Source organism: Methylobacterium sp. FW102-HT35C08 (assembly GCF_058790235.1).
In genome coordinates this window covers 973,903-993,819 of the sequence record NZ_JBYTCL010000002.1, presented here as the reverse complement: position 1 = coordinate 993,819, position 19,917 = coordinate 973,903, and the positions used below count along the sequence as shown (strand labels likewise).

20 protein-coding genes are annotated in these 19,917 nt (G+C 71.4%); 4 read left to right on the top strand and 16 right to left on the bottom strand.

What is annotated here, in order from left to right; genetic code table 11:
- The first annotated feature begins 135 nt into the window (after positions 1 to 135).
- From AC3WSN_RS04920 to AC3WSN_RS04910, 3 genes are all read left to right on the top strand, one after another.
- On the top strand, positions 136 to 381 hold the full coding sequence (locus tag AC3WSN_RS04920) for a ferredoxin (RefSeq protein ID WP_492536586.1): 246 nt from the start codon (positions 136 to 138) through the stop codon (positions 379 to 381).
- Complete coding sequence (locus AC3WSN_RS04915; RefSeq protein ID WP_492536585.1) at positions 381 to 1,652, top strand: NAD(P)/FAD-dependent oxidoreductase; 1,272 nt, start codon at positions 381 to 383, stop codon at positions 1,650 to 1,652. The genes AC3WSN_RS04920 and AC3WSN_RS04915 overlap by 1 nt, the downstream gene beginning before the upstream one ends.
- A 348-nt stretch (positions 1,653 to 2,000) precedes the next feature.
- Complete coding sequence (locus AC3WSN_RS04910) at positions 2,001 to 3,254, top strand: cytochrome P450 (protein ID WP_492536584.1); 1,254 nt, start codon at positions 2,001 to 2,003, stop codon at positions 3,252 to 3,254.
- Between the two features lie 176 nt (positions 3,255 to 3,430).
- Here AC3WSN_RS04910 and AC3WSN_RS04905 read toward each other — a convergent pair whose 3' ends face one another.
- From AC3WSN_RS04905 to bchO, 5 genes are all read right to left on the bottom strand, one after another.
- Positions 3,431 to 5,170 (bottom strand): methyl-accepting chemotaxis protein, encoded by a 1,740-nt coding sequence (locus AC3WSN_RS04905; protein WP_492536583.1) that lies wholly within the window; start codon positions 5,168 to 5,170, stop codon positions 3,431 to 3,433.
- Between the two features lie 247 nt (positions 5,171 to 5,417).
- The gene (locus AC3WSN_RS04900) at positions 5,418 to 6,014 is read right to left on the bottom strand and encodes a DUF1989 domain-containing protein (protein WP_492536582.1); all 597 of its coding nucleotides are present in this window, start codon (positions 6,012 to 6,014) and stop codon (positions 5,418 to 5,420) included.
- An 80-nt stretch (positions 6,015 to 6,094) separates the two neighbouring features.
- Positions 6,095 to 6,847, bottom strand: a complete 753-nt coding sequence (gene gntA, locus AC3WSN_RS04895) for a guanitoxin biosynthesis heme-dependent pre-guanitoxin N-hydroxylase GntA (protein ID WP_192710276.1) — start codon at positions 6,845 to 6,847, stop codon at positions 6,095 to 6,097.
- A gap of 297 nt (positions 6,848 to 7,144) precedes the next feature.
- Positions 7,145 to 7,930 carry a gamma-glutamyl-gamma-aminobutyrate hydrolase family protein gene (locus AC3WSN_RS04890; RefSeq protein ID WP_492536581.1) on the bottom strand — a complete coding sequence of 262 codons (786 nt, stop codon included), beginning with the start codon at positions 7,928 to 7,930 and terminating at the stop codon, positions 7,145 to 7,147.
- 76 nt (positions 7,931 to 8,006) lie between these two features.
- Positions 8,007 to 8,906, bottom strand: a complete 900-nt coding sequence (gene bchO / locus AC3WSN_RS04885) for an alpha/beta fold hydrolase BchO (RefSeq protein WP_492536580.1) — start codon at positions 8,904 to 8,906, stop codon at positions 8,007 to 8,009.
- Between the two features lie 210 nt (positions 8,907 to 9,116).
- On the opposite strand from bchO, the gene AC3WSN_RS04880 reads away from it, so the two are divergent.
- Positions 9,117 to 9,263 (top strand): hypothetical protein, encoded by a 147-nt coding sequence (locus AC3WSN_RS04880; RefSeq protein WP_192710279.1) that lies wholly within the window; start codon positions 9,117 to 9,119, stop codon positions 9,261 to 9,263.
- Positions 9,264 to 9,282: 19 nt separating this feature from the next.
- On the opposite strand, the gene AC3WSN_RS04875 is transcribed toward AC3WSN_RS04880, so the two are convergent.
- From AC3WSN_RS04875 to bchM, 11 genes are all read right to left on the bottom strand, one after another.
- Positions 9,283 to 10,986 (bottom strand): magnesium chelatase subunit D, encoded by a 1,704-nt coding sequence (locus AC3WSN_RS04875; protein WP_492536579.1) that lies wholly within the window; start codon positions 10,984 to 10,986, stop codon positions 9,283 to 9,285.
- Complete coding sequence (gene bchI / locus AC3WSN_RS04870) at positions 10,986 to 11,996, bottom strand: magnesium chelatase ATPase subunit I (RefSeq protein ID WP_492536578.1); 1,011 nt, start codon at positions 11,994 to 11,996, stop codon at positions 10,986 to 10,988. The genes AC3WSN_RS04875 and bchI overlap by 1 nt, the downstream gene beginning before the upstream one ends.
- A 176-nt stretch (positions 11,997 to 12,172) precedes the next feature.
- Complete coding sequence (hemA, locus tag AC3WSN_RS04865) at positions 12,173 to 13,390, bottom strand: 5-aminolevulinate synthase (RefSeq protein WP_492536577.1); 1,218 nt, start codon at positions 13,388 to 13,390, stop codon at positions 12,173 to 12,175.
- A gap of 112 nt (positions 13,391 to 13,502) precedes the next feature.
- A complete protein-coding gene (gene puhE, locus AC3WSN_RS04860) occupies positions 13,503 to 14,297 on the bottom strand; it encodes a putative photosynthetic complex assembly protein PuhE (protein WP_492536576.1) in 795 nt (264 codons plus the stop codon).
- A 1-nt stretch (position 14,298) separates the two neighbouring features.
- Positions 14,299 to 15,387 (bottom strand): magnesium-protoporphyrin IX monomethyl ester (oxidative) cyclase, encoded by a 1,089-nt coding sequence (gene acsF, locus AC3WSN_RS04855; RefSeq protein WP_492536575.1) that lies wholly within the window; start codon positions 15,385 to 15,387, stop codon positions 14,299 to 14,301.
- Positions 15,384 to 15,680 (bottom strand): hypothetical protein, encoded by a 297-nt coding sequence (locus AC3WSN_RS04850; protein ID WP_192710362.1) that lies wholly within the window; start codon positions 15,678 to 15,680, stop codon positions 15,384 to 15,386. The genes acsF and AC3WSN_RS04850 overlap by 4 nt, the downstream gene beginning before the upstream one ends.
- Entirely contained in the window at positions 15,680 to 16,165 is a 486-nt protein-coding gene (gene puhC, locus AC3WSN_RS04845) for a photosynthetic complex assembly protein PuhC (protein ID WP_192710285.1), read from the bottom strand. The genes AC3WSN_RS04850 and puhC overlap by 1 nt, the downstream gene beginning before the upstream one ends.
- Before the next feature lie 11 nt (positions 16,166 to 16,176).
- Positions 16,177 to 16,827: a photosynthetic complex putative assembly protein PuhB gene (puhB, locus tag AC3WSN_RS04840; protein WP_492536574.1), complete on the bottom strand. Its 651-nt coding sequence runs from the start codon at positions 16,825 to 16,827 to the stop codon at positions 16,177 to 16,179.
- Positions 16,824 to 17,603 (bottom strand): photosynthetic reaction center subunit H, encoded by a 780-nt coding sequence (gene puhA / locus AC3WSN_RS04835; protein WP_192710287.1) that lies wholly within the window; start codon positions 17,601 to 17,603, stop codon positions 16,824 to 16,826. Before puhA ends, puhB begins: the two co-directional genes overlap by 4 nt.
- Positions 17,604 to 17,621: 18 nt before the next feature.
- Entirely contained in the window at positions 17,622 to 19,049 is a 1,428-nt protein-coding gene (locus tag AC3WSN_RS04830) for a BCD family MFS transporter (protein ID WP_492536573.1), read from the bottom strand.
- A complete protein-coding gene (bchM, locus tag AC3WSN_RS04825; protein ID WP_492536572.1) occupies positions 19,046 to 19,909 on the bottom strand; it encodes a magnesium protoporphyrin IX methyltransferase in 864 nt (287 codons plus the stop codon). The genes AC3WSN_RS04830 and bchM overlap by 4 nt, the downstream gene beginning before the upstream one ends.
- Between the last annotated feature and the right edge of the window lie 8 nt (positions 19,910 to 19,917).

The window sequence follows — 19,917 nt, the reverse complement described above, 5'->3', positions numbered from 1 at the left end:
CAACAATAGAGCGAACGGCGACGCAAGGGAATTCCGACCTTCCATTTCCGCGGGGATCGGCGAGTACATGGTTATACCGGTGATGCACCGCTTCGGCGGTGCGGAACCCGCAGCGCTCGCGGGGGTTGCCTCGCCATGTCCGCCCCCGCCGATGCGTCCTCCGGCTCCCCGCCCGGCCTGCGGGTGAGCGTCGATCTCAACCTGTGCCAAGCCTATGCCCAGTGCTGCTACGCGGCGCCGCGGCACTTCCGCATCGAGGGGCACGAAGCCCTGTTCTACGATCCGGCCCCCGCCGCCGAGCACCGGGCCGACATCGAGCGGGCGCGCGTCGCCTGCCCGGTCCAGGCGATCCGGGTCGAGGATCCGGGGCAGACCGCCTGATGCCGCAGATGTCCGAGCGGGCGGTGATCGTGGGCGCCGGTCTCGCGGCCTTGCGCGGCGCCGAAGCCATGCGGGCGGCCGGCTTCTCCGGCCCGCTGACCATCGTCGGCGACGAGCCCTACCGGCCCTACGACCGCCCGCCGCTCTCGAAGCACGTCCTCACCGGTGCGACGCCCGCGGACGCGACGACCCTGCCGGGCAGCCTCGGCCTCGACGCGGACTGGCTCCTGGGCTGCCCGGCCACCGGCCTCGACCGGGAAGCCCGCGCCGTCCGGCTGACCGACGGGCGCACCCTCCCCTACGACCGCCTGCTGATCGCCACCGGCACGCGCGCCCGTCCCTGGCCGAACCCCCATGAGGGCCGGCTCGCCGGCGTCTTCACCTTGCGCGGGCGGGACGACGCCGCCGCCCTGCGGCAGGCCCTGTCCGCCGGCCCCCGGCGCGTGCTGGTGATCGGTGGCGGGTTTATCGGCTGCGAGGTCGCCAGCCTGTGTCGGCAGCTCGGCCTGCCGGTGACCCTGGTGGAGCCCGGCCCGACGCTGCTGGCCCGTGTCCTCGGCCGCACCGTCGGGTCATTCATCGGCGCGATCCACGCGGGCCACGGCGTCGAGCTGCGCTGCGGCAGCGAGGTCGAGTGGCTGGAGGACGAGCACGGACGGCTGGTCCGCGCCCACCTCGTCGACGGCACCCGGATCGAGGCCGACCTCGCCGTGGTCGCCCTCGGCGCGGTGCGCAACACCGAATGGCTGGAGGGTTCCGGCCTGTCGGCGGATCCGGGCGGGGTCGATTGCGACGCGCGCGGCTACGCCGTCGATACGGACGGAACAGCAGATCCGCGCATCACCGCGGCCGGCGACGTGGCGCGCTTCCCGCACCCGCTCTACGACGGCCGTCGCGTCGCACTGGAGCATTGGAGTCAGGCGGTGGCGCAGGGCATCCATGCCGGCCGGCTGCTCGCCGGCGCCGTGCCCGAAGGCCCCTATGCCGAGCTGCCGACCTTCTGGTCGACCCAGGGCGACCTCGTGGTCAAGTCGGCCGGACTGACGGAGGGGGCGGACGCGGTGGCGATCACGCAGGGCGATCCGGCGTCCGGCCGCTTCGTCGCCCTCTACGGCCGTGAAGGCCGGTGCATCGCGGCGGTCTCGGTGGATTCGGCCCGCTGGCTGCCGGCCCATGCCGAACTGGTCGCCGCCCGCGCGCCGTTCCCGCCCCGCGGCGGCGCCACCGACCGGCCGAAGGAGATCGAGATCTTCGCGCCGGATTTTCCCTAGCGCACCGTCCTTCGGACACGATGTGCGTGCCGTTCGCTGCGGTGAACGGCTCCTGCTCCGTCATTCCGGGGCGCCGAGGGCGAGCCCGGAAGCCGGAACCACAGGTTCCTCAAAGGCTTGGCGCGTCGGCGGCTCTGGATCCCGGGCTCCGCTGCGCAGACCCGGGATGACGATGCGAGGGGCGGAATCCCGGCGCATTGCGGCCGGAAACCGATGCCTTCTGACCCGCCGCCCGGGTGGCGAACACCCGGAAGCGGAACCGCCACGATGCGCGAAGCCTTTGCTGTCGCGGCATCGTTGCCCGAAGGCCGACGGCCGCCATTCGGGCTGATGCGCCAAGGAGACCGCATGCCCGACGCCACCCTCCTCGATCAGGTCAAGGATATCGCGAACCGGCCGAATCCCTACCCGGTCTACGCGAAGCTGCGGGCGAATCCCGTCTCGCGCCAGGACGACGGCACCGAGGCGGGTACCTGGGTGGCGGCCACCCACGGCACCATCGCGCGCCTGCTGCAGGATCCGCGGGTTAGCTCCGACACGCTGCCGCCGGCCGACCGGCCGCGCACCGGCAACCGCCTGACCGACCTGATCGTGAAGCCGCTCAAGGATTGGATGATGGACCGCCACCGGGTCTTCATCTTCCGCGACCCGCCGGACCACGACGCGCTGCGCTCGGCGGTGATGCACCAGTTCAGCCGCGAGCGCGTCCAGGCGATGCGCGCCCGTTCCGACCGGCTGGTGGCCGACCTGCTCAACGAGAAATGCGGTGCCCGGGAGATCGACGCGGTCGACGACCTCGCCTACCCGCTGCCGGTGACGGTGATCTGCGAGCTGTTCGGCGTGCCCCGGGAGGACGAGCCGAAGTTCCACGGCTGGGCGACGCAGCTCGCCACCGCGCTCGAACCCGACAGCCTGTCCGACCCCGAGATCCGCGCCAAGAACAGCCGGACCTTCGACGCGATCGGCGGCTACATGGGCGACCTGATCAAGGAGAAGCGCAGGCACCCGCAGGACGACATGCTGTCGGGGCTCGCCAACTACGCGACCCCGGCGGGGGTGAAGATGGGCGATTACGACCTGATCGCCACCTCGATCCTGATGCTGGTGGCGGGCCACGAGACCACCGTCAACCTGATCACCAACGGCCTGCTCACCCTGCTGCGGCATCCGGACGAGTTCGAGCGCCTGCGCCAGGATCCGCTCCGGGCGCCGCGGCTGATCGAGGAGCTGCTGCGCTACGAGCCGCCGGTGCAGTTCCGGACGCGCCGGACGCTCTCCACCATCGATATTGCCGGGGTCACGATCCCCGAGGGGGCCGACCTCGTGCTGCTGCTGGCCTCCGGCAACCGCGACGAAACCGTGTTCCCGGATCCCGACCGGTTCGATCCGGACCGCACCGGCACCCGCCATCTCGGCTTCGGCGGCGGCCTGCATTACTGCGTCGGCGCGCCGCTCGCCCGGTTCGAAGCCGAGGCGGCCCTGACCGCGCTGGCCGCCCGCTTGAAGGCGCCGCGCCTGATCGAGGATCCGCCGCCCTACCGGCCCGGCGCTGCCCTGCGCGGCCCGAAGCACCTGCGGGTGGCGATCGACGGAATCGCCTGAGCCACGCCGTCATTCCGGGGCGCCGCAGGCGAACCCGGAATCCAGAACCGCTTTCGGTGCAGGATCCTTGCGCTTCGCCGAGTATGGATTCCGGGCGCCGCAGGCGAACCCGCAATGACGGGGAGAGGCGGCGACGATGCCTCTGCACGGAAGGCGTGAGCGGCGCTCCCCGCGTCTCAGGCGGCCTTTACTTCAGCGAGGAACGTGGCGACCTCCTGTCCGAGGTTCGCGGAGTAGCGCGCCAGTTCCTGTGCGGCGCTCAGGACCTGGCCGGAGGCCGTCCCGGTCTCGCGGGCGGCCTGCCGGACGTCGGCGATGTCCACGCTCACGGCCTGCGTCCCCTGCGCCGCCTGCGACACGTTCCGCACGATTTCGCCGGTCGCCGCGCCCTGCTGCTCCATGGCGGCGGCCACGCTCAACGCCACCGTGCGCATCGCGTCGATCGTGCCGCCGATCGCCTGCATCGCGTCGACGGCGTGGCGCGTCTCGCCCTGGATCGCCGCGATCTGGCCGGCGATGGTCTCGGTCGCCTTCGCGGTCTGGGACGCCAGGGCCTTCACCTCACCCGCGACCACGGCGAAGCCCTTGCCGGCCTCACCGGCCCGTGCCGCCTCGATCGTGGCATTGAGCGCCAGCAGGTTGGTCTGGCCGGCGATCCCGGCGATCAGGCCCATCACTTCGCTGATCTGGTCCGTGCCCCGGGCCAGGACCTGCATGAGGTCGTTGGTGCGTGCCACATCCGTGCCGGCCTGGTCGGCCATCGCCGACGACTGGGCGACCCGGGCGCTGATCTCCTGGATCGAGGTGGCCATCTCCTCGCTGGCGGCCGCCACGGTCTGGACGTTGCTCGCGGTCTGCTCCGAGGCCGCCGTCACGCGCACCGACTGCTCGGTGGTGCGCGCGGCGGTGCGAGTCATCGCCTGGGCGGTGGCCTCCATCTCGATGGCGGCCGAGGCCAGGCCCTGTGTCAGGGCGCTGACCTGTGCGTCGAACCGGGCGGTGATGGCGTCGAGATTCTGGGCTCGGCGCATCTTGGTGTCGTTCTCCGCCAGGGCGGCCGCGTCGGCCGCGCGCTTGGCGATCAGCGCGTCCTTGAAGACCTGCACGGCGCGCGCCATCGCGCCGACCTCGTCGCCGCGCCGCTGGTCCGCGATCGTGACCGCGAGATCGCCGTCCGCGAGGCCGCGCATCGCCGCAGTCAACCGGCCGATGGGCCGCGACAGGCTGGTGCCGATGAGGAGCAGCAGGAGCAGCACCGGCAGCGCGAGACCGGCGGACCAGAGCGCGTTGGTGAGTGCGCGGCCGCGCACGGCTTCGTACACGTCGTCGCGATAGAGGCCTGCGGCGACGATCCAGCCCCAGGGCTTGAACATCTGCACGCTCACGACCTTCTCCACCGGGACGGTCCCGCCCGGGCGCGGCTTCATGTAGTCGACGAAGCCGGCCCCATCGCGCTTGGCAGTCGTGACCATCTCGGCGAAGTAGCGCTTGCCGCCCGGGATGTCGGTCTGATCCAGCACCTGCTTGCCGATATTCTTGGCGTTGAAGGCGTTGGCGACGAGCCGGCCGTCGGAATCGAGGACGAAGAAATAGTCCTCGTTTCCGAAGCGCAGGGCGCTGATCGCCGCGAGCGCCGCCTTCTGCGCGTCCTCGACCGGCATCGCGCCCGAGGTGGCGAGCCCCTCGTAATGGACGAGCAGACTCCGCCCGACCTCGGCGAGCCGTTTCGTCATCAGCCCGCGATCCTCCAGGGCCGAGGACCGGGTGTCGACGAAGCTGAGGGCGCTCAGGGCGCCCATGGCGATCACCACCAAGGCCATCACGGCCGCGAGCTTGTGGCGCAGCGTGAGGTCCGCGAGGCTTCGCGGTAACGCGACGCGATCGGCGGAGGGGTGGCGAGTTTGCGTGAGGGTCATCCGAGCACCGGAAGGGGACGGCGGCAGCCGTCGGGGCATATCCAGCGGGTCGCGGCGAATCGCCGAGAGCGCTGCGCCGCAGCACGCTCCCCGATTCGGGTTAGTAAACAGCAAACATTCCAATGAAATGTAAGCGATAATTTGTCTGCAGCAGGTTGTCTCCGGGCTAATCGGAAATAGTCTCAGTTCTTATCGTTGTAGAGCCTGATATCGAATTGGAGATAGTTTGGGGTTTGACGGATCAGGACTAGGTCTCAACACGGTAATGGATCGGCTTAAAGCTGCCGTTATTCGATTGCAGGGCCGAGCAGGCTGTCAGGCCGATGATCAGGTCGGTCTCGGCCACGAAGACGATGCGGTCCCCGGCCCGGCTCAACGGCGGCTCGACGGTGAGGGCTCCGGTTCTGCCGTCGATCGGCACGTTCATGAAGCAGTTGAACGCCACCGGAATGGCGTCCGGCGCGACGCCGTAGGGGGCGAGCGCGGCCGCGAGGTTGCCGAAGCAGCCGCGATGCGGGTTCGTGTCGCCGTAGATGATGCGGAACGTGTCGGCCGAGCACGGGGTCAGCAGGAAGTCGTGACGCCCCACCGTGTCCTCGACGATGCGCAGGAGCACGTTCGAGCGGTTCGAGTAGAGCGGATCGCCGGTGGTCAGGTAGATCCGGCTGGCATAGTCGAGGGTCCGCCCGGACGAGATCACCTCGCCGATGTCGTGGCGGTTGTAGGCGACGAGGTCGGCGACCTGCTCGCCGCGCGGGTCGATTACCGTGAGGCGCTGGCCCCGGTCGAGGGTGAAGGCGACACCCGAGCGCGGCTCGATCTGCTGCACGTCCGCTTGGCACATGGTGGATTGGCTCACTCCGTTGAGGGGCGCAGCGGGCCCGCGTCCGGGAACGCGCCGGCCGGCCCCGCGATCCGCGGCGCTTACGCTCCGGTTCCGGGCAGCGTCCGGTCCAGGGGCAGGACCGGCGGGTGCCAGTCGTCGGATTCGGCGGCGGGCGCCGGACGGCCCTGCATCGGGCAGCGCCAGTCCGCATCGACCACGCGGCCGCTGTACTGGCGCGCCTCCGAAGCCTCGCCGTGGCGCGCCAGCATCGGATTGACGCTGCCGGCCAGAGCCTCGTCCCGCTCCAAGATCGAGGCGCGCAGCTTCTCGTAGCGGCCCTCCGCGCGCAGCCGCTCGAACTGCGCGTGCAGGTTGAAGACCAGCACCGGTGACGAGAAGCGTCGCGCCGGCCGGCTGGCATGCGGGTGGAGGCCGACCACGAAGAACGCCTCCCCGCCGAAGCTCAAGGAGAAGTGCGGGTTCTCGGGGTCGTCGGCCACGCGGGCATCGTGGGGCTGGCCGAGCCACGCGTCCTTGTCGGTCAGGGATTGCGCCCGGGCCCAGAGGTTCTGCTCGAAGGCTTCCTCGGACAGATCACCCGGCCCCTCGAACACGACCGCGAAGCTCTGGAACAGGTCCGGCTGCTGGCGATAGCGCGCCACGAAGGCGAGCAGCGCCGGGTAGATGCGCATGTCGTCCCAGCCCGAGGTGATGTCCCGGGCCACCACGATCTGCATGCGCCCGCGCGACAGCGCCGATTTCGCGCCGACGCAGGGGAAAGGCGGATTTCGGATGAAGTCGCGGAAGGCCTCGGCGCGGGGGTGCTCGCTGTCGTCGCGGGGAAGTTGCATGCGGTCTCTGCCCGTCTCCTGCGCAGGCCGCCCGGGATCGAGACGGCCGCTGTTCGGGACTCCGGCAACTGAACCGCGATGGCCCTGTTCCGTCCTGCGACAGGTCGTCCGGGGATGATGGTCAATCGCGCGGGGCTGAAGAAAGATCTGTCCAGCGTCCGCGAAGATGCGAGGCAGATTTTCCGCCGTAGATAAACATAGGTTAAGTCACGGACGACTCGTCCGGCCGGTCATGCCGCCGCGCTGTGCTGGCCCGGCGGCTCGGCACGATCACGAAGGCGAAGCGAATGCCGGGGATCAGCCCCGCCCGCCGCTCCGCGCACGGCGATGCGCCGCCGCGGCGGACCCGAAAGCCTCGAACAGGGCGCGGTTGATCGAGTTGGTGGCCGGGTCGTGCTCGGCATGCCACTGGACGCCGAGCGCGAAACCCGCGGCGTCGCGGATCCGGATCGCCTCGACGGTCTCGTCCTCGGCCACGCCCTCGATCACCACCCGGGCTCCCGGCTCGAGGATGCCCTGGCCGTGCAGCGAGTTCACCCGGATCGTCTCGCGCGCCAGGAGCCGGGCGAAGGCACCGTCCGGGGTCAGGCGGACCTCGTGACGGTCAGCGAAGATCACCTCCAGGTCCGGATGGATCTCGCCATTCGCGAGCCGCGGCATCCGGTGATTGAGGCGCCCGGGAAGATTGCGGATCTCCGGGTGCAGACTGCCGCCGAAGGCGACATTCATCTCCTGGAAGCCGCGGCAGATGCCGAAGAGCGGCACGCCGCGGGCCACGCAGGCCTCGATCAGCGGCAGCGCCACGGCGTCACGCGCCTCGTCGTAGGGCTCGTGTGCCGCGCAGGGTTCGGCGTTGAAGCGGGTCGGGTGGACATTGGCGCGGCCGCCCGTGAGCAGGATGCCATCCACCGTGTCGAGGAGGTCGCCGAGATCGGTGATCGCCGGGTCGGCGGCGAACATCAGCGGCAGGGCGCCGGCCACGGCGGCCACGGCCTGCATGTTGTTGGCGCCGACGATCTGCGCCGGGAATCGATTGTCGATCAGACGTGCGTTACCGATGACGCCGATCACGGGTCTCGCCATCGTCTCGACTGCTCCTCGTCCCTGCCCCCGCGGCAGGCTCTAAAGCCCAGGCAAGGCCGGCGCCAGTCCCGGCGGCTCAGGGCAGGCCGAGGGTCCGCGCCTCCGCGAGCAGAACCTCGGCCACGCGCTCCGGCGCCTCCTCGTGGGCGAGGTGGCCGAGCCCGCGGATCAGGGCCACGCGGGCATCGGGCAGGCGGTCGCGCAACGCGAAGGCGGTGTCCGGCAGGATCGCCTTGTCGTCGCCGCCGACGATCAGCAGCGTCCGGGTCGCGAGGCCGGGCAGCGCCCGGTGCAGCCCGGCAAGATCCCAGTTCGCCATCATGCCGAGCGCCCCGCGGACATGGCCGGACCGGGCGAAGAGCCGCCGATAGAGATCCACGCCCGCCGGATCCAGACGCGAGCCCGTCCCCTCGATCAGGCGCTTGGCCGCCGACCGGTCGGCCGTCCAGGCGAAGATCCGCGGGGTGAACGGGTTCAGGAACAGCAGCCGCGCCATCCTGGGAAACAGGAGATTGGCCGCCCCCGGCAGCGGCGCCAGGGCGCCGTTGAAGGCCGCCAGCAGACGGGGCGCGATCGAGCCGTCCAGGCACATCCGCGCCAGCACCGCAGCGCCGGCCGAGTGGCCGGCCGCCAGGACCGGCGGGCGGCCGAGCGCCGCCACGAGACCCGCCACGGCCCGCGCCATGCCGGGCAGCGACAGGTCGGCATCGGGTAGGGGATCGGTGAAGCCGTGGCCCGGCAGGTCCGGGGCGATGACGAAGAAGTCCTGGGCGAGCAGCGGCGCCAGCCCGCGCCAGGAATGGGTCGCCGCTCCGGTCCCGTGCAGGAGCAGCAGCGTCGGAGCCTCCGCCCGGCCGAATTCCTGGATGTGCCAGCGCAGGCCCGCCGCCTCGACGAAGCGGCTCGCCTCCCGATGCGGCCAGTCACGGCCCTCGACCGCCCAGTCCGGCCGATCGGCGTCGAACGGGCTCACCACGCATCCGCCTCCCGCACTGCACCGAAGCCAGGGCCGGCAGGCAGGGATGCGGCGCTATCGTTCAGGACCGGAAGTATTTCGTAATGCTGAAGAATCCCATGCGGCAACCGCATGCCACCGCTGATCCAGACCCGATTGCTGCGACGCAGCACAACCCGCATATCCGGGTCGAACAAGAGCAAGACACGTCCCCCAACTTCGGAGCAGGCCATGATCCTCTTCACCTCCTCGACGCAGAACATCGCCGCCCCGACCACCGGCGGCTGGAGCTTCAGCGCCATCGTCCGCGAGATGCTGAACTCCTGGCTGGCCCATCACCAGCGCCTCGCCGATCTCGGCATCAGCGGCGACCTCTGAGCCAGACCCGTCGCGGCGCTCACAGCGCCGCGCGCACTGCCGCGCTGAGCTGCCCGGCCTCGACGCGCGGCAGCTTCAGGTAGCGGGCCCCCATCGCCTCCGCCACCGGCCGGGCTTCCTCGCCCCGGCTGCCCGTATCGATCACCAGTGCCGGCAGCCCGGCGGCCCGCAAGGTTCGGGCCGCCTGCAGGGCGTCCGCGCCGGCTCTGCCGCGACCACCCTCCCCCGAGCGCGCGACATTGGCCCGGCCGTCGGTCAGCAGCACGATCGCCGGCCGGCTGCCGCCCCGGCGCACGCCGAGCGCCACCGCGACCGCCGCGTCGATCCCCGACGCCAAAGGCGTCCCGCCCCCGCCCGGCAACCCCGAGAGGCCGCGCTTGGCCCGGGTCAGCGAGCGGGTCGGCGGCAGGACCAGCTCCGCGCCGGCGCCGCGGAACGCCACGAGCGCCACCCGGTCGCGCCGGACATAGGCCTCGGCCAGCAGCAGCTCGACCGCGCCCTTCGCCTCGGCCAGCCGCTCCAGCGCGGCCGAGCCCGAGGCATCGACGCAGAACACCGTGGTCGTCTCGGTCCGCTGCTTGAGGATCCGGATCCGTAGGTCGTCCCGCCGCACCGCGATGCGGCGCGTCTCCTCCCTGCCCCGCCGCAGGGCCTGCCAGGGTGCTGCCGCCCGCAGGGTCGCGAGCAGGTCGAGCCGACCGCGGCGTGGATCGCCGCGCCGGCTGCCGACCGGGCGCCCGGTGCGCGACGCCGCGGCCTGCCCGACCCGGCCGGCCTTGGCGGCGGCGAGACGCGGCTGTCCCGACAGGATCTGCTCGAGGAGATGCGCCGGGATCGCGGCGCGCACGGCCTCCAGCACGACATCCTCCGGCGCATCTGCGGCGCCCGGCTCCGCGGCGTCCGTGGGCGGTTCCGCGGGCGGATCGTCCGGAGGGACTTCCGCGGTTTCGGGCTCGGCCTCCGCGGGGGCTGGCAGGCGCGTGGCGCGCGGCGCCAGGACAAGGCGCGCGGCCGCGGTGATCTCCGCTTGGCCGACCCGTCCCGCCCCGGCGAGCGCCCGCGCCAGCCGGGCCGCCAGGATCGGGCCGCGCAGGGACGCGACGCCGAAGGCTTCGGCCAGGGCACAGAGGCTGCCGACCGGATCCGGCTCCGCGGTCTGCAGGGCGGGTTCCGGGTCGGGCGGTGTCGCCTGCGCGTCCGCGGCGCCGAGGCCGGTCAGGTCGATCCGGAAGGCGAGGCGGTCGGCCAGGGTGTCGGCGACGGCCTCATCCGCCACGCCCTCATCGAGCAGGATCAGGCCGAAGCGGGCGCTGCGCTCTGAGGCCGTGCCGGTGTCGAGGGCGGCGGCGAGGCGGGACGCGGTGCCGGGGGCGAGGCGCTCGGCCATGGGCGCGACGATGAGGCCGCCATCGGCTTCCGCCAGCAGGCCGGCGCGCGCGACGGGGCGGCCGGCCGCCAGGGTCGCGGCAAGGTCGAGCCCGCCGAGCAGGCTGTCGTCGCCGATGCCCGGCGGCAGGCGCCGCCAGGGCGTTCCCGGGGGCAGCGCCGCCCGCACGACGTCGAGCCAGCGCTCGCGCACCGGGCCGGCGGGGGCCCGCAGCACCGCGCCGCCGAGCCCGTGCGGGTCGGCGGCGAGAACCCGGGCGGCGAGGCAAGCATCGGCCCAGCAATCTGGCGCCCTCCCTCCCCCCTCTGCGGGGGGGGAGACAAGCGGCTGCGCCATCACGCAAACACCTCCGCCAGCGCCCGCTCCACTCGGGCCGTGGATCCGGATTCGTCCAGCGGGTTGCGGCGCAGGCGGTGGCGCAAGGACGCCGGGGCGATGCGGCGGAGATGGTCGTCGGTGACCGCCGCGGCGCCGTCGAGAGCAGCGAGCGCCCGGGCGGTGCGCATCAAGGTCAGCTCGCCGCGCAGCCCGTCGATGCCGAGCGCGAGGCAGAGCCGCGCCGCGCGCTCGAGGGCGGCATCCGGTACAGTCACGGACGGCAGGCGCTCCCGCGCCAGCAGGATTCGTTTTTGTATTTTCCGCTCTTCGCCAGCACGTTCGGCACAGAATACCTCCGGGTCGCGCTCGTAGGCGTCGCGGGCGCGCACCACCGCGATGCGGGTCGGGATGTCCTTCGGGGTCACGACCTCGCAGGCCAGCCCGAACCGGTCGAGAAGCTGCGGGCGTAATTCCCCCTCTTCCGGGTTGCCGGAGCCGACGAGCACGAACCGCGCCGGGTGGCGCAGGGACAGCCCCTCGCGCTCGACGGTGTTGATCCCTGAGGCCGCCACGTCGAGCAGCAGGTCGACGAGGTGGTCCTCCAGCAGGTTGACCTCGTCGATGTACAGGAAGCCGCGGTTGGCGCGGGCGAGCAGCCCCGGCTCGAACGCCTTCACGCCGGCGCCGAGCGCCCGCTCCAGGTCGAGGGTACCGACGACCCGGTCCTCGGTGGCGCCGAGCGGCAGGTCCACGACGGGCACCGGTGTCTTGTGACTCTTGCGCGGGCCGCCCTCGGCGCAGTGCGGGCAGCTCTCGGCCGGGCTGTCGGGGTCGCACTTGTACGGGCAGCCGACCACCGCCCGCATCGGCGGCAGCAGGGCGGCCAGTGCCCGAATCGCCGTGGACTTGCCGGTGCCGCGGTCGCCGAAGACCAGCACGCCGCCGACGGCCGGGTCCACCGCCGCGATCAGCAGCGCCTGGCGCATCTCGTCCTGGCCGACGATGGCCGAGAAGGGGAAAGTGGGCACGCGATGACTCGATGCTGCGGGGGGCATCCAACCCAGCCCCCTCATCCTGAGGTGCCGCCGCGCAGCGGAGGCCTCGAAGGAGAGCTCCAGGGATCGCGCGGCTGGCTGGAGCCCTCCTTCGAGGCCGGCTGACGCGGGCGCCTCAGGATGAGGGTGCGGGTGGGGGAAGGAAAGCCCTACTCCGCCGCCTTCTGCCGGAGCCCGATCCGTCCCCAGATCGTGGTGAGCGCCGCGACCAGATGCGCGATGTCGGCATCGGTGTGCAGTGGCGACGGGGTGATCCGCAGGCGCTCGGTGCCGCGGGCCACCGTCGGGTAGTTGATCGGCTGCACGTAGATGCCGAACTCGTCGAGCAGGGTATCGGAGATCCCCTTGCACAGCACGGGGTCGCAGACCATCACCGGCACGATGTGGCTGTCGTTCGGCATGGTCGGGATGTCGGCGGCCTCCAGGGCCTGCCGGACCTTCGCCACGCGCTCCTGATGCCGGGCGCGCTCGACGCCGCTCGTCTTCAGATGGCGGATGCTCGCCGCCGCGCCGGCCGCCACCGCCGGCGGCAGCGAGGTGGTGAAGATGAAGCCCGAGGCGAAGCTGCGCACGAAGTCGCAGAGCTTCTCTGAGGCCGTGATGTAGCCGCCATGGACTGCGAAGGCCTTCCCCAGCGTACCCTCGATCACATCGAGCCGGTGAGCGACGCCGTCCCGCTCCGAGATGCCGCCGCCGCGCGCGCCGTAGAGGCCGACCGCGTGGACCTCGTCGAGGTAGGTGAGCGCCCCGTGGGCCTCGGCCACGTCGCAGATCTCGGCGATCGGCGCGATGTCGCCGTCCATCGAGTAGACCGACTCGAAGGCCACCAGCTTCGGCCGGGACGGGTCGATCAGGTCGAGCTTGCGGTTCAGGTCCTCCGGGTCATTGTGGCGGAAGATGTGGCGCTCGGCCCGCGAGAACCGGATGCCCTCGATCATCGAGGCGTGGTTCTCGGAATCGGAGAAGACCGCGCAGTTCGGCAGGCGCGACGCCAGGGTCCCGAGCGCCGCCCAGTTCGACACGTAGCCGGAGGTGAACAGCAGGGCCGCCTCCTTGCCGTGGAGGTCGGCGAGCTCACGCTCCAGCAGCACATGGTAGTGGTTGGTGCCCGAAATGTTGCGGGTGCCGCCGGCGCCCGCGCCGCAGCGGTCGATCGCCTCGTGCATCGCCCCGGTAACGGTCGGGTGCTGGCCCATGCCGAGATAGTCGTTCGAGCACCAGACCGTGACCGGCCGCGTGCCGCCGGCATGGTGGTGGGTGGCGTGCGGGAAGTTGCCGGCATGGCGCTCGAGGTCGGTGAAGACCCGGTAGCGCCCTTCCCGATGGAGACCGGCGATCTCGGCTCCGAAGAAGGTCTCGTAGTCCATGTCGCCTCTCCCCGAACAAACCCTGCGGGTTGATCCCGCCTGTGACACCGGACTTCGCACAAGACCAGTTCCAGACTGGTGGACGTGCATCGCCCGGATCTGATCCCTCGCCCTACACGCGATCCCGCGGTGGGGCCGCTTCCCCGGGCGCCCGCCCCGGCAGGCTCCAGCGCCACAGCTCCGCCGAGGGCAGCGGCAGCATCAGGAACCAGTGCTCCAGGGTGGCGAGCGCGGTCAGCGTCGCCAGGACCGTGAAGCCGATCAGCTCATGCTCCAGCAGGTCGGCGCCGAGCGCCGCGCGGCCGAGCAAAGCCGCCGCGATGGTCCCGAGGCTCACCGAGACCGGGAACAGCAGGTTCATCGGCTTCCGGGACAGGTAGCAGGCGAGGTAGCCGAGATGGTCCGGCAGGAACTCGGCGTGGAGGTTCCGCACCCCCAGGAACAGGTTGAGCCGCGCCGAGAGGTTCATCACCACCAGCGTGCCGTAGGTCCACAGGGCGAAGCGGTTGGGGCTGCCCCAGACCAGCGCCAGGATCGCGAGGCCGCCGATCACGATGGCGAATTCATGCCACAGGCTGGTCGCCAGTGCGGCGAGGAACCGGTCGAACCCCCGTACGCTCGGCGCGCAGGCCACGGGCCGCGGGCCGGACAGGAAGCCCATGTAGTAGCTCATCTCCTGCCAGCCCCAGACGATGAGCGCGGCCGTGAAGGCCGTGTAGGCCCCCGTGGCGCTCGTGTCGGCGGCGCTGGCGCGGATCGCCACCAGGGCGCCGGCGAGCAGCAGCGTCGCCCCGGCCATGCTCCACGGATGGGTCCGCCGCGGGGCGTGGTCGAGCAGCAGGATCAGCCCGGTGGAGAACCACCAGAGCAGCACCGCATACAGGACCGGGGCGGCATAAGTCGCCATGCTACCAGACCGGCTGGAGGCGGATGTCGGCCGGCAGGGCGTTGGCCTTGACGGGCAGGAGATAGAGCCGCGCGAAGGTCACCGCCGCCCGCGCGGCGTGGAATCCCTGCAGGGCCTTGCCGGCGAGGCCGCCCCGCGCCTTGGCGTCGGCGATCGCCCGGGAGCAGCCGAGCAGCCGGTCGAGCCCCGCCTTGAACTTCGGGTTGTCGAGGTCGAGCTCCAGCGGGAAGGTCTGGCGGGAGATCTCCGAGGTGATCCGGAAGACCTTGAAGTCGTAGTCGCTCGGATCGACGCCCAGCGCCTTGTGGAAGGCCGGCCGGTGATGGTCGCGGACGTACATCGTGGCGAAGACGGCGAGCAGGAAGAACCGGATCCAGTAGCGGTTCACGCCGCTCGTCAGCTTCGGATTGGCGCGCATCAGCAGCGCGAAGGCCTCGCCGTGGCGGAACTCGTCGTTGCACCACAGCTCGAACCACTTGAAGATCGGGTGGATGCGCCGCTCCGGGTGCCGCTCCAGCTCACGGAAGATCGTGATGTAGCGGGCGTAGCCGATCTTCTCGGAGAGATAAGTAGCGTAGAAGATGAATTTCGGCCGGAAAAACGTGTATTTTTTAGATTTCGTGAGAAATCCGAGGTCCACGCCGATGCCGAAATCCTTGAGCGTGTCGTTGATGAAACCGGCGTGGCGCGCCTCGTCGCGGCTCATGAAGCCGAACAGCTCCTTGATGTCCTTGTTCTTGGCCCGCTTCCGCATCTCCGCGTAGAGCACGCAGCCGGAGAACTCGGCGGTGATCGACGAGACCAGGAAGTCCAGAAATTCCTTCCGCAGCTCGGGCTCCATCTGCGACAGGTCGCAGTCGAACTCCTCGTTGCGGGTGAAGTGGCGCTTGTTCGGGTCGGCGCGCAATTCGGCGATGAGCACGTCCCAGTCGCGCCGCACAGGCTCGACATTCGTGCGGTCGAGTTCGACGAAATCGGTCGTGTAGAACCGGGGCGACAGGAAGGTCGTCTCCTGGGCCGCCTTGGTCGATTCGTTGACCGGATTCTTCGGGATCGGCTGGCCGGAGGGCGGCGGGACGGGTGCGTTCACAGCTTCCTCCTCTCGGAAAAGCTGACCTCGTAGAGTTCGGTCAGCTCGAGATGGGCGATGAGCTTGGTCCAGGCCCGCTCCAGCGGGCCGGCCCGGGTGATGGTGGCGGTGCGGCGCACGGTAAGCCGCTCGCCGTAGGGCACCGAGGTCGGCGCGTCGTGGACCTGAACCGCGTCGCCGGGCTCGATCTCGAAGCCGGCATCGAGGGTGACGTGCGCGTGCAGGCTCTCGGGCGTCTGCTCGATCTCGACCGTGCAGGGCACGGTGACGGTGCGGCTGCCGAACAGGCCCATCACCGCGTCTCCGTGGCGGGCGCACCCGGCCCGGGCATCAGCCGGGCGAAGGCCCCGGCATTGGTCGATCCGAAGGCCTCCAGGGGCACTTGGCGGCCGGTGGCCTCGTCGGCGAGCGCGAGGCGGCCGTCGTCGTAGCGGGTCAGGCTGAAGGGTTGCTCCGGCCCGAGGCCCCCACGCTGCCGGGCCTGGGCGAGGCCCCGCAGGGTCCCGCGCAGGAAGCCGTCCTCGCCGGGGCGGATCCAGGCGACGATGTGCCGGTCGGAGACGTCCCGCAACGCGATCGAGCCGTCGACCTGGTCCTCGGCCCGGAATTCGAGCCGGGCCACCGCCTTGGCGGCCGGCAGGGCGACGAGGCCGACTCCTTCGCTGCGGCCGATCAGGACCGCCAGCATGGAGAAGCCCATCAGCGCTCCCGCACCGATCATCAGCAGCGCCGGCGCCGGTCCGGTCGTTCGGCCGGCCTTCTCCGCCCGCTCGCCCATCGCGCTCCTCCCTATTCGGCCGCGACGAGGCGGCCGGGATTTTCGTCCGCCTGCGGCAGACGGGCCACCCGCACCGGCAGTGCGGCCCCGGCGGCGTGCGCTTGGAGCGCCCGCGCCAGGATCGCCGCCACCGCGTCCGCCTCCGGTACGGAGCGCAGCATCGGCTCCGTCCGGGTCAGACGCCAGGGCCGGGCATGCGGCCAGAGCTGAAGGTAGGCGATGCGCAGCCCTGGCCGCAACTGCAGCGGTAGATCCCCGCTGCCGTCCGTGAACGCGCGCAAAGCCGCGCTGTCGAGCTGCGCGAAGGGCAGGTTGTGGGTCACCGGCAGGGCGATCCCGGCCTGCAGCACGATCCGGCGGTTGGTCACGGTGTAGAGGGTCGTGCGGTGGGTCAGCCACGCGAGCAGCCAGAGCAGCGCGACGGCACCGGCGCCGACCAGCAGCGTCGGTCCGACCTTGGCGAGCGCCGCCGCGGGCGAGCCGGCGGCGAGGCCGAAGGCCAGGGCGCAGACCGCGAACCACGCGATCACCAGACGGGCGTGGAACACCCGCACCAGCAGGCCGGTGGTCGTCGGCGCCCCCTGCCAGAGGATGCGCTCGCCCATTGGCAGCGGGCCGGGCAGCCCCCGCAGGGTGCCCTCGGGGAGGAAATCGCCGCTCACAGGATGGGCTCCGCGCGCTCGGGCGTGGCGTAGAGCGTGCCGGCGCCGAAATACGAGACGATCCGCTCCTCCTCGAGGAAGGTCACGCTGTCGGGGTCGCGGGTGGCCGGGATGTCGGCGAACTGGCTGGCGAGCAGCGCCTCGGTCGTCACCGTCTTGGTCAGGCCGCCGGCCCGGCAGAAGGTGGTCGGCATTAGCCGGCGACCGCCCGTCGGGAGTTCCACCTCGTAATAGCGGATCAGCGACTCGCCGCGATCGACCCAGACGTCACTGATGACACCCGCCAGGGCGTTGTCGGTGCCGAACACGCTCATGCCGATCGGGTTCGGGCCGTCCTCGTGGATGATGAAGTTCTTCGCCACCCGCAGGGGCACGATGCGGATCTCCTCGTCCCAGGTCCGGTCGTGCACGTCGTGCCGCAGCACCCAGGAGCCGGGGCCGACGCCGGCCTGGAGCGAGGAATCCGTCCGCTCGTAGGGCGCGCCGGGCCAGGGCTCGACCTTGCGGGCCGGGATGCCGGTCTCGATGTCGTTCCGGCCGTGCACCGCCTGCGGCGCGTAGGTCGTCTCGCCGCCGGGGAGATAGAAGGCTTTGGACCGGGGGATCAGGATCGGATCGTCCGCCTTGCGGCGGCCGACGGCCTCGTTCTCCAGGGGGTAGCCCTCGCGCCGGTCCTCGCGGCGGAGCCAGAACACCAGCCCCGCGAAGAAGAGGAAGAACGCGTAGAGCACGACCTGGGCGACGTCGACATAACCCGTAAGTGCGCCGGTTGGCATGGCAGTCCTCCCCGAGTCTCAGGCCGTCCGACCGGCAAGGCCGTCGGCAATGCGGTCTCGAACCTCTGTTCGCGTGTCCTCACGCACCAGCGGTCCCAGCGCGAGGAGCGCGGCGAACAGCAGGGCGATCTCGATGTGGTAGACGATGAGGTAGCCGATGGCGGGCTCGTTCATGCCCTCGCCGAGCACTCCCGACTGGGCGATGGCGCCGCCGACATCGCGCACGAGGCCGCTCGCCGCGATCGACAGGCCGGCCGCGGTCGCCTGAACGGCGCCCCAGGCGCCGAGCGCCAGCCCGGTATCTTCCGGCCCGGCGCGGTTCATCGAGGCGGTGAGCGTGCCGTGGGCGAACAGGCCGCCACCGAGCCCGATCAGGCTGACACCCGCGGCGAACAGGTCGGCGGAGGCCAGCGGCGCGGCGAAGACCACCGCCGAGAAGGCCATGATCCCGATCCCGACGCCCACCGCCGACACCCGGAACGGATCGCCGCCGCGCCCGAGCCAGCGCGCCGCCACGAGAAGGCCGAGGCCGCCGCCGGCCGCCAACAGGGCAGTCAGCGCCGTGGTCGCCCCCACGGAGAGGTGCAGGATCTGGCCGCCATAGGGTTCGAGCAGGATGTCCTGCATCGAGAAGCCGGCCGTGCCGAGGCCGATCGCCACGAGGCGCCGGCGGGCGGTGCCCTGCCCCGCATAGGCCCGCCAGGAGGCACGGAAGTCGCGTTGGGGCGCTTCCTGCGCCCGGTTGGGGTCGCGCGGCTCCTGCTTCCACAGCGCGAAGCCGTTGAGGATGATGGTGACCAAAGCCGCTCCCTGGATCACCTGGATGAGCCGTACGGGCGAGAAGTGGGCGAGGAACAGGCCGAACAGCACCGCGCTCGCCATCATGCCGAACAGCAGAGCCGCGCAGAGCAGCGCCACCACCTTCGGCCGCGCGTGGGCGGGGGCGAGGTCGGTGGCGAGCGCCAGCCCGACGGTCTGGGTGGTGTGCAGGCCTGCGCCGACCAGCAGGAAGGCCAGCGCCGCCGCGAGGTCGCCGACCCAGAGCGGGCCGGTCGTGTCGCCCGACAGGATCAGCAGGGCGAACGGCATGATCGCCAGCCCGCCGAACTGCAACAGCGTGCCGAACCAGATATACGGCACTCGCCGCCAGCCCAGCACCGAGCGATGCGTGTCCGACCGGAAGCCGACCAGCGCCCGCAACGGCGCGAAGATCAGTGGCAGGGCCAGCATCACCGCGACGATCCAGGCCGGGACGCCGAGTTCGACGATCATCACCCGGTTGAGCGTTCCGATCAGCAGCACCGCCGCCATGCCGACGGTGACCTGGAACAGGGCGAGGCGCAGGAGGCGGCCCAGCGGCAGCTCGACCGTGGCAGCATCCGCGAAGGGCAGGATCGCCGGGCCGAGGCGCATGAGGGCTGCGGTGAGGGTACGGCCGGACTTCATGGGGCGGATCCTTCCGTCCCATCCATCCCCCTCATCCTGAGGTGCTGCGCAGCAGCCTCGAAGGAGCCCTCCCGGGATCGTGCGGCTGGCTGGAGCCCTCCTTCGAGGCCACCGCTGCCCTGCGGCACCTCAGGATGAGGGCATGGTTTGGAGGCACCGGAAACGCGCGTCAGCGCGATCGCGTTCGACAGGTAGAACCCGCTGTTGATCCGGTGACTCCGCGCCCAGGCGAAGCCGTCGAGCGCGTGCTCGGACGAGATCTGCCGCCGCAGCGCACGCTCGGTCACCGGCACGATGGAAGGCGAGCGGTCGCCCCGCGGAAAGAACTGTCCGGCCGCGTGCATCAGCGTCAGCAGGGCCGTGCGCGGCGCCACGGTGAACAGCACCGACCGGTCCGTGCGCGCGCCCAGCACCGCCAGCGCCCGGGTAATGTCGGCGGCGCGGTAGTGGATCAGCGAGTCCATCGCCACCACGTGGTCGAACCGGCCGAGCGCCGGGTCGAGCATGTCCCCGACCCGGAAGTCGATGCGGCCGGCGCCGGAGATCGCCGGCAGCCGCTCCTGCGCCAGCCCGATCAGCGTCGGCGAGACGTCGATCGCCACCACCTCCGCGCCGCGCCGTGCTGCCTCGACGCTGAGCGCCCCGGTGCCGCAGCCGGCATCGAGCAGCCGCAGGCCGGTCATGTCGGCCGGCAGCCAGGAGAGCAGGGTCGCCCGCATGGCGTCACGGCCGGCGCGCACGGTGGCGCGGATCCGGCTCACCGGGGCATCCGAGGTCAGGCGCGACCACGCCTCAACCGCGGTGCGGTCGAAGTAGGTGGTCAGCTCGCCCCGGCGGGCGTCGTAGCTGGCGCTGGCCATCGGTCGAA